The sequence below is a fragment of the Streptomyces sp. NPDC046303 genome, from assembly GCF_055588085.1.
Genome location: NZ_JBVJFA010000042.1, coordinates 17,274 through 29,504, shown reverse-complemented (window position 1 = coordinate 29,504; position 12,231 = coordinate 17,274). Strand labels below are relative to the sequence as shown.

The window sequence follows — 12,231 nt, the reverse complement described above, 5'->3', positions numbered from 1 at the left end:
GCCGGAGGTACGGCTGAGCGCCGCTGCTGGGGCTCCGCCCCAGACCCTCCCCCAGACTCCGTCCGTGGGGACCCCCACGCCTCAAACGCCGGCGGGGCTGAAATTGCCCTACGGGCAAGTCAGCCCGCCAGGGCGGCACCTGTGAGCGGCGCTCGGCCGCATCCAGCCCCGCCGGCGTTTGAGGCGCGGGTCCGGGCGGAGCCCGGGGAACGGTGGAAGGGCGGGGAGGGGACGGCCCCGCGCAGCGGCACGCCCGCCCGTCCCCCGGAGGGATCAGGCGGCCCGGCCCTGCTTGAGGGCGGCGAGCCTGGCCTCGATCTCCGAGGCCTTGCCGAGGTCGTCCAGGGACTCGAACTGCGCGTCCAGGGAGGACGCGGCCAGCTCCTGCCTGCCCAGCGCCCTGGCCTCCTCCCGCCGGACCTTGTCCTCGAAGCGCGACAGCTCACTGGTCGGGTCCATGACGTCGATGCTCTTCACCGCGTCGAGCATCGTGTTCTGCGCCTGCGCGGTCTTCGCGCGCGCCACCAGCTCGTCGCGCTTCGCCTGCAGCTCCGTCAGCCTGTTCCGCATCGAGTCCAGGCCCGACCTGAGCTGGTCGACGACCTCCGTCTGGGCGGCGATCGCCGGCTCCGCCGTCCGCGCCTCCTTCTCGGACTGCATCTGGCGGCCCAGCGCCACCTTCGCGAGGTTGTCGAACCGGTCCGCGTCCGCCGCGGCGCCCGCCGCCCGCAGCTCGTCCGCCTTCCTGCTCGCGGCCAGGGCCTTGCCGCCCCACTCGGCGGCCGCCTCCACGTCCTCCTTGTGGTCGGCCTCCAGCATCCGCAGGTTGCCGATCGTCGTCGCCACGGCCTGCTCCGCCTCCGAGATGTTGTTCGTGTAGTCCCGGATCAGCTGGTCCAGCATCTTCTGCGGGTCCTCCGCCTGGTCCAGCAGCGCGTTGATGTTGGCCTTCGCGAGCTGGGTGACGCGGCCGAGGATGGTCTGCTTGCTCATGACGGGCCTCTCCTGGTCAAAGGGTGGTGTGGGTGCGTGCCGGGGTTCAGAAGCGGCCGCCGCCGCCCATCCGGCCGCGGGTTCCGCCGCCGCCGAAGGACGCGGGGCCGCGGCCGCCTCCGAAGCCCCCGCCCCCGAAGCCCCCGCCGCCGAAACCCCCGCCTCCGAAACCCCCGCCGCCCCCGAAGCCGCCCCCGCCGCCCCGCAGGATCTCGCCGAGGATGATCCCGCCGAGTACGGCGCCGCCCTGGCCGCCGCCGCCCCGCCGGCCGGCGTACGGGTCCTGGTACGCCCGTACGTCCTGCTCCGCCAGCTGCTGCGCCTGCCGGGCCAGCGCGTCCGCCTGCTGGGCCTCCGCCAGGGCGCCCGCGGGGTCCTGGGCCGCCAGGGACACCGACCGCTCCATGTGCCGCTGCGCCTCCGCCAGCCGGGTGCGGGCCTGGCTGCCGACCGCGCCCCGGCTGGTGGTGATGTAGTCCGTGGCCGCGCCGATCGCGCTGCGCGCCGTGAACACGGCCTGGTCGAGCAGGGCCGCCGCCCGCTGCCGGCCCGACTCCCGCTCCCGCGCCCCGGCCAGTGCCTCGTCCAGGGCCGCGTCGGCCTCCTCGACGCGGCGCAGCGCGTCGATCGGGTCGTACCTGCCCTCCGCCTGTTCCCGCCGTACGCCGGCCAGGACGGCCTCGGCGCGGCCGATGCGGCCGCGCAGGTCCGCCGTCGAGGTGCCCTCCGCGGTGCCCTCGAGCAGCCCGCCCGCGTCCGCGAGGTCGGTCTCCGTCTCGTCCAGCGCGCCCGGCAGCTTCCCCGCCGCCTCCGCCAGCTCCTGCGCACGCCGCTCCACCGCGTCGACCAGCGTCGCGGCCTGGTCGACCGCGCCCTCGGCGGCCCGTACGTGCACGGCCGCCCGGCCGTTGTCGCCCGCGTCGACGGCCGTGCGGGCCTCGCCCAGGTGGGTGGTGGCGAACAGCATCCGTTCCTCGGCCTGTTCGGGGTGGGAGGCGACGGGCGCCGAAGCGGAGTCCGCGTACCGCTGCTTCAGCGCGGTCAGGGTGGCCACCGCCGTCGTGGTCCGCCCGTCCAGCGCCCGGAAGTGCGCCTCCACGGTGGCGAGGGCCTGCGGGGCGTTCCTCTCCAGGTCCCGCAGCCGGTCGAAGTCCGCGGTCTCGGCGTCCAGCCGCCGGTTCGCCTCGGTGCACCGGGCGACGATCTCGTCCAGCATCCGGCGCCGGGTCGCGTCGTCCTCGGGGTAGGCGTCGTCGAGCTGCTGGCGCAGCCGGAAGGCGTGCGTCAGCTCGTCCCTGGCGTACTCCACGGCCGACTTGAAGGGGGCGACCGCCTCGTCACCGAACTGCGCGGTGGCGAAGCCCAGTTCCTCGATGCTGGTGCGGATGGCGTCGTCGGTCTCCACCAGCAGCGCCTTGGCCTGCGCGTCCAGCTCCGGCAGCGGGAGCCGGTCGGGCGCCCCCTCGGGCCAGCCCGGTCCGGTCTTCGCCGCACGTCCGCCGCCGGAGATCCAGCGCTTGCGGCGGCTGTACGCGTACGCCCCGAGCGCCGCGGCCGCGCCGACCGCGACCACCGGGAGCACGTAGTCCCCGGCGCCGCTCTCCCCGCTCGCCCCGCCGCCGGGATCGGCCGGGCCCGGGGTGATGGCCGGCGCCGGTACGGGCCGCCCGGCGAGGACGGCGCCGTAGCCGTTCGCCGCGCCGATCGCGGCGCCCGCCCAGTCGTTCTCCTTCAGGGCGGGCTCGATGGCCGTCCGGGCGACGTCCGTGAGCTGCTGCTCGGTGAATCCGGAGTCGACGGCGGCGGAGTAGGCGTACTGGCGGGCCCCGGTGGCCACCGCCAGCAGGACGTCGCCCTGGCCCAGGCCGTTCTTCTCCGCGGTGGCGTCGGCCCAGCTCTGCGCGGAGCGCCCGGAGAAGTCCCGTACGTACGTCACGAAGAGCTGGATCCGCCGGTCGGCGTACAGCGTGTCGAGCGCGGCGGTGACCGCCGCCTTCCGGTCGCCGAGCGCCCCGACCCGGTCGGTGATCTGCCCCTGCGCGGAGAGGGTGACGGGGTCCTCGGCCCGCGCGGGCGGCGCCCCGGCCACGCCCCAGCCGCCGAGCGCCAGCAGCGCGGCGGCCAGCGCGAGCCCGGCCCGGACGACCATGGTGCTTCTCGGCACAGTCACATGTGGGAGGGTATGGGCGCTTTGGCCGCCCCGCACCCGGAGTGATCACCGACGGCCGGTCCCCCGTACGTGCGCACACCCACGGGGGCCGCCGCCTGCTACGGGGTGTCGGAGCGGCGCCGGATCCTGCTCCCCAGCCACAGCAGCGGGTCGTACTTGCGGTCCACCGCCCGCTCCTTCAGCGGGATCAGGGCATTGTCGGTGATCTTGATGCCCTCGGGGCAGACCTCCGTACAGCACTTGGTGATGTTGCAGTAGCCCAGTCCGTGCTCCTCCTGCGCGGTGCGCTTGCGGTCCAGGCCCTCCTCCGCCGCGGCGTCCAGCGGATGCATGTCCAGCTCCGCCACCCGCATCAGGAAGCGCGGACCGGCGAAGGCGGTCTTGTTCTCCTCGTGGTCCCGCACCACGTGGCAGGTGTCCTGGCACAGGAAGCACTCGATGCACTTGCGGAACTCCTGCGAGCGCTCCACGTCGATCTGCTGCATCCGGTACGCGCCCGGGGCCACTCCCTCCGGCGGGACGAAGGCCGGGATCTCCCGGGCCTTGCGGTAGTTGAAGGAGACGTCCGTGACCAGGTCGCGGACGACCGGGAACGCCCGCAGCGGGGTGACCGTGATCGTCTCGGACCGCTCGAAGGTCGACATCCGCGTCATGCACATCAGCCGCGGCCGGCCGTTGATCTCCGCGCTGCACGAGCCGCACTTGCCCGCCTTGCAGTTCCAGCGCACCGCGAGGTCCGAGGCCTGCGTCGCCTGGAGCCGGTGGACGATGTCCAGGACCACCTCCCCGTCGTGCACCTCGACGGTGAAGTCCCGCAGTTCCCCGCCCTCCGCGTCGCCCCGCCAGATCCGGAAGCTCGCGTCGTACGTGCTCATTCGTACAGCTCCTCTTCGGCGAGGTACTTGACCAGCTCTTCCTTCTCGAACAGCGCGAGCAGGTCGGGGCGGATGGGCTCCGTGCGGCTGCGGACCAGGGCGATCCGGTCGGCCGCCGGATCAGCCGGGGGCGGGTCCACGGGACGGCACAGCAGGTTCACCGGGCGCCAGTCGCGCTCCATCGCCGGGCAGTCCTCGCGGGTGTGCCCGCCGCGGCTCTCGGTGCGCTCCAGGGCGGCGCGGGCCACGCACTCGCTGACCAGCAGCATGTTCCGCAGGTCCAGGGCCAGGTGCCAGCCCGGGTTGAACTGCCGGTGCCCCTCGACGCCCGCCCGTGCGGCCCGCTCCCGCAGTCCCGCCAGCTTCTCCAGGGCCTCGGCCATCTCGCCCGCCCGGCGGATGATGCCGACCAGGTCGTTCATGGTCGTCTGGAGCTCCTGGTGGAGCGTGTACGGGTTCTCCGCGCCGGCCTCCGCGTGGAACGGGGCCAGCGCCTCCGCCGCGGCCGCGTCGATCCCGGCCTGGGTGACCTCCGGCCGCGCGCCGGCCCGCGAGGCGTACTCCGCCGCGTGCAGCCCCGCCCGCCGCCCGAAGACCAGCAGGTCGGACAGGGAGTTCCCGCCGAGCCGGTTCGAGCCGTGCATCCCGCCCGCGACCTCGCCCGCCGCGAACAGCCCCGGCACCCCGACCGTGGCGGCGGTGTCCGAATCGACCGCGATCCCGCCCATCACGTAGTGGCAGGTGGGCCCGACCTCCATGGGCTCCGCGGTGATGTCCACATCCGCCAGCTCCTTGAACTGGTGGTACATCGACGGGAGCCGCCGCTTGATCTTCTCGGCCGGCATCCGGGTGGACACGTCCAGGAACACCCCGCCGTGCGGGGAGCCGCGGCCCGCCTTCACCTCGGAGTTGATGGCCCGCGCCACCTCGTCGCGCGGCAGCAGTTCGGGAGGACGCCGGTTGTGGTCCGGGTCCTCGTACCAGCGGTCGCCCTCCTCCTCCGACTCGGCGTACTTCTCCTTGAAGACGTCGGGGATGTAGTCGAACATGAACCGCTTGCCCTCGCTGTTGCGCAGCACCCCGCCGTCGCCGCGCACCGATTCGGTGACGAGGATCCCCTTCACCGACGGCGGCCAGACCATGCCGGTCGGGTGGAACTGCACGAACTCCATGTTCAGCAGGGGCGCGCCCGCGAGCAGGGCCAGCGCGTGGCCGTCGCCGGTGTACTCCCAGGAGTTGGAGGTGGTCTTGAAGGACTTGCCGATCCCGCCGGTGGCCAGGACGACCGCCGGGGCCTCCAGGACGAAGAAGCGGCCGGACTCCCGCTCGTAGCAGAAGGTGCCCGAGACGCGGTCCCCGTCCTTCAAGACCCGGGTGACCGTGCACTCCTGGAAGACCTTGAGCCGGGCCTCGTAGTCCCCGTGCTCCTTGAAGTCCTCCTGCTGGAGCTGGACGATCTTCTGCTGGAGGGTGCGGATCAGCTCCAGGCCGGTACGGTCCCCGACGTGTGCGAGGCGCGGGTACTCGTGGCCGCCGAAGTTGCGCTGGGAGATCTTCCCGTCGGGCGTGCGGTCGAAGAGCGCGCCCCAGGTCTCCAGCTCCCAGACCCGGTCCGGGGCCTCCTTCGCGTGCAGCTCGGCCATCCGCCACTGGTTGAGGAACTTCCCCCCGCGCATGGTGTCGCGGAAGTGCACCTGCCAGTTGTCGCCCTCGTTGACGTTGCCCATGGAGGCGGCGATCCCGCCCTCCGCCATCACCGTGTGGGCCTTGCCGAACAGGGACTTGCAGATCACGGCCGTACGGGCGCCGCGCTCGCGGGCCTCGATCGCGGCCCGCAGCCCGGCGCCGCCCGCGCCGACCACGACCACGTCCCACTGCTGCCGTTCCACTTGAGTCATCTAGAAGATCCTCGGGTCGGTGAAGGCGCCGCTGGCCAGCAGGTACACGTAGAAGTCGCACAGGGCGACACTGAGCAGGGAGGCCCAGGCCAGCTGCATGTGACGGGTGTTCAGCCGGCTGACCCAGCCCCACAGCCGGTAGCGCACCGGGTGCTTCGAGAAGTGCTTGAGGCGGCCGCCCATGATGTGCCGGCAGGAGTGGCAGGAGAGGGTGTAGGCCCAGATCAGCACGATGTTGACGAGGAAGATCAGCGTGCCCAGGCCCATGTGGCCCCAGGCGTAGTGCGCGTCGCGGAAGGTCAGCACGGTGTCGTACGTGAGGATGCCCGCGACCGGCAGCGCCGCGTAGAAGAAGTACCGGTGCATGTTCTGGAAGACCAGCGGGAAGCGGGTCTCACCGGTGTACTTCGCGTGCGGTTCGGCGACCGCGCAGGCGGGCGGCGAGGCCCAGAACCCCCGGTAGTAGGCCTTGCGGTAGTAGTAGCAGGTCAGCCGGAAGCCCAGCGGGAAGACCAGGATCAGCAGCGCGGGGGACAGGCCCCACCAGCTGCCGAAGACCTCCCAGTTGGGTCCGTCCTTCATCGGGACGCAGTTCTCCGCCAGACAGGGCGAGTAGAACGGTGAGACGTACGGCGCCGCGTAGTAGTCGGCGTTCGCGAAGGCCCGCCAGGTCGAGTAGACGATGAAGGCGAGCAGCCCGGCCGCGGTTCCGGCGGGGGCCAGCCACCACCGGTCGGTCCGCAGGTGCCGGGCAGCGATCGCGGCCCGGGAGGCGTCGTGCACGCCGCCGGGCCGCTGCTGGGGTGGTTGTGTGCCTGTGGCCAAAGGAGACTCCGGGAGGAGTGAAGGGCCCAGGAGGCCCGGCCGCCGGGGACGGCCGGGCCAGATGGGGCGAAGGGCGTACGGGGGTGCTCGCGGGACGGGGGCGGGAGGTCAGGGGGCGCGGCGGTCGCGGGCGCCCAGGCCCTCGTCGTCGGTGTCCGTCCACAGCGAGCTGTCGTACGGGGTGTCGGGGACCGTCACCATCCGTGACGGGTCCGGTGGGGTGGTGCCGGTCCGCGAGGCGGCCGGAGGCTGCCCCTTGGCCTTCTGTTCCAGCTGTTCGACCTTGCGTGTCAGCTCGTCCAGGTTGCGCCGTACGGCATTCAGATCGTCTTGCAGGGACATGATTCTTGCCCTCACTTCCGCAGGGTGCGGTGGCAACGCTCATGTGCGCCTGGCAGTGTCGCCCTTCGCGTCCCCGGTTGTGAAGGGACGTGCAGCGATTGCGGGCGCGCAGGCGTGAACTGTGCGCCCCTCCCTGGACCCCATTCTCATCCCTCTTCCGAGGGAACGCGCTTCGGCGCGCAAGCGGGATTGGTCCGCACGGGTGGGGTTCGCGGCGTGGCGCGAGGCGGCTGCGGGGGGTGCGGCGGGCCGTCGATTTCAGTGGATTCCGGCAACCGGTGTGATCAGCTCCATATACCGCCGAACGTGATCATGCTTCCCCCACGCCCCGCCCCCGGAGGTACCACCCATGTCCCAGAGAAGGCGCAGGTCCTTGGCGCTCCTGACCTCGGGAGTCCTCGCACTGCCGCTCCTCACGGGCTGCGGCGCGGGTGACGACGAGGGCGGGCCGGTCGCCGCCGGACCGGACATCGCGCAGACCGCGCGCGACAAGGTCGCCGACGGAGGCGTGCTGCGCTGGGCGGTGGACTCCCTGCCGGAAACCCTGAACACCTTCCAGGCCGACGCGGACGCCACCACCAGCCGGATCGCCGCGGCCGTCCTGCCGCAGTTGTTCGTGCTGGACGCCAAGGGGCGGCCGGCCGCCAATCCCGACTACCTGGAGAAGGCCGAGGTCGTCGAGCGGGAGCCCAAGCAGGTCGTCCTGTACAAGCTGAACCAGCAGGCGGTGTGGAGCGACGGCCGCGAGATCGGCGCCCCCGACTTCGTCGCGCAGTGGCGGGCCCTGAACGGCAAGGACTCGGCGTTCTGGACGGCCCGCAACGCCGGCTACGAGCGGATCGAGAAGATCGAGCGGGGCAAGACCGACCTGGAGGTCAAGGTCACCTTCGGCAAGCCGTACGCCGACTGGCGCTCCTTGTTCAGCCCCTTGTACCCCAAGCAGGTCACGGCCACCCCCGAGGCCTTCAACGAGGGGGCCCGCGGCGCCCTCAAGGTCACCGCCGGACCCTTCGGCCTCGGGGCGATCGACAAGAAGACCGGCACCGCCGCGCTGACCCGCAACCCGCGCTGGTGGGGCCGGCCGGCCAAGCTGGACAGCCTGGTGCTGACGGCGGTGCCCCGGGCGGAACGCCCGTCCGCGCTGGCCGCCGGGAAGGTCGATCTGGCGGAGATCGACCGCTCCGGGGCCGACCGGATCGCGCTGGCCCACCGGGACGCGCAGAAGGGCGGCGCGGGCGGTGCGGTCGGTACGGGCGCGGGCGGGGCCCCGGCGCACGGCCCCGGCGCCTCGATGACCGCGGCGCAGGCCACCATGTCCTGGGCGATCGCCTTCGGCGCGGACGAGGAGAAGGCCCTGGCGGAGACGGAGACCCGCAAGAAGCACGCCGACTCGGTCCAGCGGTACGCCGCCGAGCAGGCGGCCCTGCGGAAATTCGTCGTCCGCAAGTCGCTGGAGCCGGCCTACACGCAGCTGGCGATGAACGGCTCCGCCGGTCCGCTGTCCGACGAGCGGGTGCGCCGGGCGGTGGCGCGGGCCCTGAACCGCAAGGAGCTGGCCGAGCTGGTGCTGAAGCCGCTCGGCCTGCCCGCGAAGCCGGTCGGCAGCCACGTGGCACTGGCCGGGCAGCCGGCGTACGCCGACAACAGCGAGGCCCTCGGCGGCCAGGACACCCAGGCGGCCCAGGCCCTCCTCGCGGACGCGGGCTGGCGACGCGGCGGCAAGATCACCGAGCCTGCGGGCGCGAAGGCGGGGCCGCAGAGCGCGCCGCAGGACGACGGGAAGACCCCGCAGGGCCCCGGCACCGGCAACGACGGCCTCTACATCGTGGGCGAGGACGACGAGCGCAACGGCGAGAACGCCGAGCCCGGCGCCTTCACGCCGGGCGGGCCGGGCGCGGCCCAGGACATGCCGTCCCCGGTGCTGGCCCCCGCGCCGTTCGCGGCCCGGCAGGAGGGCTTCCTGCGGGCCCAGGCGGCCGCGGCGGCGGCCGCCGCGGCCGCCGAGGGCAAGGACGGCACCGAGGACGGCACGAAGGACGACAAGGCGGGCGAGGCCGCCGGGGCTGCCGTGGCCGCCGCCGAGCCGGGCGACCCCGCCCAGGGCAGTGCGGCCCCGGCCAAGCAGGCCGCCCGCACCTCCGGCGCGATGCTCGCCAAGGACGGCAAGCAGCTCGACCTGCGCTTCGTGCTTCCGGCGGGCCCCGGGTCGGAGTCCCTGCGCGCGGTCGGCGAGCGGATCGCCCAGATGCTCCACAAGATCGGGGTGAACACCGAGATCACGAAGGTGGCCGACGAGAGCTTCTTCAAGGACCACATCGCCTCGGGCCAGTACGACCTGGCGCTGTACTCCTGGCCGGCGACCGCCTACCCCGCCACCGACGCCCGGCCGATCTTCGCCAAGCCGGAGCCGGCCGCCGACGGCTCGCTCCTCGTCGAACAGAACTACACACGGGTCGGCACCGACCACATCGACCAGCTCTTCGACCAGGCGGCCGGCGAGCTGGACGAGGAGCAGGCCCGGGAGCTGATGCGCAAGGCGGACGCCAGGATCTGGGCCGCCGCCGGCTCCGTGCCGCTCTACCAGCGCCCGGAGCTGGTGGCCGTCAAGCCGTCGCTGGCCAACGCCGGCGCCTTCGGGCTCGGCGCCCCCCGCTTCGAGGACATCGGCTGGAAGAAGCCCCCGGCGGCCAAGGGCAAGAAGAAGTAGGCGCAGAAGGAGAGTGGGCGAAGAAGTGGTGACAAAGCGGTGCCTGTCAGGTTGACCGCCGGGATCCAAGCTCAGATGTGACTCAAGTCCCTTGCCCGCCGGATCCCCCGGCGGGCAAGGTCGTAGACACCCGTTGACCCGCATGATTTCCGGCAGGAACGACGGCCGGCGCCCCCCACCCAAGCCCCGGCCACCCTCATTCGTCCGGCCTCTTGACAGACCCCCCGGCGGGCGGTTCCCGCCGCGCGACGTACCATGGGGTAAGGCCGTGGCAGGTTTTCGCCCGGCCGAGGCGCGCGTGCCAGGCCGTACGCGACGCCATCCACGATCCCGGGAGAAGCGCCGAAGTGCCCACGCGCCACGACATCCGTAACGTCGCCATCGTCGCCCACGTCGACCATGGCAAGACGACCATCGTCGATGCCATGCTCAAGCAGGCCGGTGCCTTCGCCGCCCACCAGCAGCTCGACGACCGCATGATGGACTCGAACGACCTGGAGCGTGAGAAGGGCATCACGATCCTCGCCAAGAACACGGCGGTGAAGTATCACCCCAAGGACGGCGGGGCCCCGATCACGATCAACATCATCGACACCCCCGGCCACGCCGACTTCGGTGGTGAGGTCGAGCGCGGTCTGTCGATGGTGGACGCCGTCGTTCTGCTGGTGGACGCCTCCGAGGGTCCGCTGCCCCAGACCCGCTTCGTCCTGCGCAAGGCCCTGCAGGCGAAGATGCCGGTCATCCTCTGCATCAACAAGACCGACCGCCCGGACTCCCGGATCGACGAGGTCGTCAACGAGACGTACGACCTCTTCCTGGACCTGGACGCGGACGAGGACCAGATCGAGTTCCCGATCGTCTACGCCTGCGGCCGTGACGGCGTCGCCTCGCTGACCAAGCCCGAGGACGGCACCGTCCCCGCGGACAGCGACAACCTCGAGCCGTTCTTCTCCACCATCCTGGAGCACGTCCCGGCCCCGGTGTACGACGAGGAGGCCCCCCTCCAGGCCCACGTCACCAACCTGGACGCCGACAACTTCCTCGGCCGCATCGCTCTGCTCCGCGTCGAGCAGGGCGAGCTGCGCAAGGGCCAGACCGTCGCGTGGATCAAGCGCGACGGCACCATGTCGAACGTCCGCATCACCGAGCTGATGATGACCGAGGCGCTCACCCGCAAGCCGGCCGAGGTGGCGGGCCCGGGTGACATCTGCGCGGTCGCCGGTATCCCCGACATCATGATCGGCGAGACCCTGGCCGACCCGGAGAACCCGATCGCCCTGCCGCTGATCTCGGTGGACGAGCCGGCGATCTCCATGACCATCGGTACGAACACCTCCCCGATGGTCGGCCGCGGCGGCACGGGCAAGGGCGCGGACGCCAAGTCCGCCGTCAAGGACCGCAAGGTCACCGCCCGCCAGGTCAAGGACCGCCTCGACCGCGAGCTGATCGGTAACGTCTCGCTGCGCGTCCTCGACACCGAGCGTCCGGACGCCTGGGAGGTCCAGGGCCGTGGTGAGCTCGCGCTCGCCATCCTGGTCGAGCAGATGCGCCGCGAGGGCTTCGAGCTGACCATCGGCAAGCCGCAGGTCGTCACGCAGGAGATCGACGGCAAGGTGCACGAGCCGGTCGAGCGCATGACGATCGACGTCCCCGAGGAGCACATGGGCGCGGTCACGCAGCTCATGGGCGTCCGCAAGGGCCGCATGGACAACATGTCGAACCACGGCTCCGGCTGGGTCCGCATGGAGTTCGTCGTCCCGTCCCGCGGCCTCATCGGCTTCCGCACGGAGTTCCTGACGAACACCCGCGGTACCGGTATCGCCCACTCCATCCACGAGGGCCACGAGCCGTGGTTCGGCCCGCTGGTCACCCGCAACAACGGTTCGCTGGTCGCGGACCGCGCGGGTGCGGTCACGCCGTTCGCGATGATCAACCTGCAGGAGCGCGGCGTCCTGTTCACCGAGCCCGGCACCGAGGTGTACGAGGGCATGATCGTCGGCGAGAACTCGCGCTCCGACGACATGGACGTGAACATCACCAAGGAGAAGAAGCTCACCAACATGCGTGCGGCTTCCGCGGACAACACGGAGAACGTGATCCCGCCGCGCAAGCTCTCCCTGGAGCAGTCCCTGGAGTTCTGCCGCGACGACGAGTGCGTCGAGGTGACCCCGGAGGCCGTGCGCATCCGCAAGGTCGTCCTGGACCAGAAGGAGCGCTCGCGCACCGCGTCGCGCGCCAAGTCCGCCAAGTAACACCTGAGTTGTAGCGACTCGCAGCCCGGCCCCGCACGAAATCCCGTGCGGGGCCGGGCTCGTGTTGTCCCTGGGTAGCCCCGCGCCGCACGGCTCGCAGGCCGCCGCGCACGGGGCCGGCGCGGTGCGGCGATGAAGAAAGGGGCCCTGCGGACCTGGACGGATGCCC

The 12,231-nt window shown here is 72.2% G+C and carries 8 protein-coding genes; 2 read left to right on the top strand and 6 right to left on the bottom strand.

The window, feature by feature from the left end:
* Positions 1-273: 273 nt before the first annotated feature.
* From ACZ6I1_RS30800 to ACZ6I1_RS30775, 6 genes are all read right to left on the bottom strand, one after another.
* Positions 274-993 (bottom strand): PspA/IM30 family protein, encoded by a 720-nt coding sequence (locus ACZ6I1_RS30800; RefSeq protein WP_469292181.1) that lies wholly within the window; start codon positions 991-993, stop codon positions 274-276.
* A 46-nt stretch (positions 994-1,039) separates the two neighbouring features.
* On the bottom strand, positions 1,040-3,142 hold the full coding sequence (locus tag ACZ6I1_RS30795) for a TPM domain-containing protein (RefSeq protein WP_469292199.1): 2,103 nt from the start codon (positions 3,140-3,142) through the stop codon (positions 1,040-1,042).
* A 119-nt stretch (positions 3,143-3,261) separates the two neighbouring features.
* Complete coding sequence (locus ACZ6I1_RS30790; RefSeq protein ID WP_469292180.1) at positions 3,262-4,038, bottom strand: succinate dehydrogenase/fumarate reductase iron-sulfur subunit; 777 nt, start codon at positions 4,036-4,038, stop codon at positions 3,262-3,264.
* Positions 4,035-5,936: a fumarate reductase/succinate dehydrogenase flavoprotein subunit gene (locus ACZ6I1_RS30785; protein WP_469292179.1), complete on the bottom strand. Its 1,902-nt coding sequence runs from the start codon at positions 5,934-5,936 to the stop codon at positions 4,035-4,037. Before ACZ6I1_RS30785 ends, ACZ6I1_RS30790 begins: the two co-directional genes overlap by 4 nt.
* On the bottom strand, positions 5,937-6,761 hold the full coding sequence (locus ACZ6I1_RS30780; RefSeq protein WP_469292178.1) for a hypothetical protein: 825 nt from the start codon (positions 6,759-6,761) through the stop codon (positions 5,937-5,939).
* 108 nt (positions 6,762-6,869) lie between these two features.
* Positions 6,870-7,103: a hypothetical protein gene (locus tag ACZ6I1_RS30775; RefSeq protein ID WP_469292177.1), complete on the bottom strand. Its 234-nt coding sequence runs from the start codon at positions 7,101-7,103 to the stop codon at positions 6,870-6,872.
* A gap of 349 nt (positions 7,104-7,452) precedes the next feature.
* Here ACZ6I1_RS30775 and ACZ6I1_RS30770 point away from each other — a divergent pair, with 349 nt between their 5' ends.
* Positions 7,453-9,810, top strand: a complete 2,358-nt coding sequence (locus tag ACZ6I1_RS30770) for an ABC transporter family substrate-binding protein (protein WP_469292176.1) — start codon at positions 7,453-7,455, stop codon at positions 9,808-9,810.
* Between the two features lie 347 nt (positions 9,811-10,157).
* Positions 10,158-12,062 (top strand): translational GTPase TypA, encoded by a 1,905-nt coding sequence (gene typA / locus ACZ6I1_RS30765; RefSeq protein WP_469292175.1) that lies wholly within the window; start codon positions 10,158-10,160, stop codon positions 12,060-12,062.
* The last annotated feature ends 169 nt before the right edge of the window (positions 12,063-12,231 follow it).

Excerpts from the sequence above, each read along its gene's own strand:
- ACZ6I1_RS30800 (WP_469292181.1), bottom strand. The coding sequence starts at position 993 with ATGAGCAAGCAGACCATCCTCGGCCGCGTCACCCAGCTCGCGAAGGCC.
- ACZ6I1_RS30795 (WP_469292199.1), bottom strand. The coding sequence starts at position 3,142 with ATGGTCGTCCGGGCCGGGCTCGCGCTGGCCGCCGCGCTGCTGGCGCTC.
- ACZ6I1_RS30790 (WP_469292180.1), bottom strand. The coding sequence starts at position 4,038 with ATGAGCACGTACGACGCGAGCTTCCGGATCTGGCGGGGCGACGCGGAG.
- ACZ6I1_RS30785 (WP_469292179.1), bottom strand. The coding sequence starts at position 5,936 with ATGACTCAAGTGGAACGGCAGCAGTGGGACGTGGTCGTGGTCGGCGCG.
- ACZ6I1_RS30775 (WP_469292177.1), bottom strand. The coding sequence starts at position 7,103 with ATGTCCCTGCAAGACGATCTGAATGCCGTACGGCGCAACCTGGACGAG.
- ACZ6I1_RS30770 (WP_469292176.1), top strand. The coding sequence starts at position 7,453 with ATGTCCCAGAGAAGGCGCAGGTCCTTGGCGCTCCTGACCTCGGGAGTC.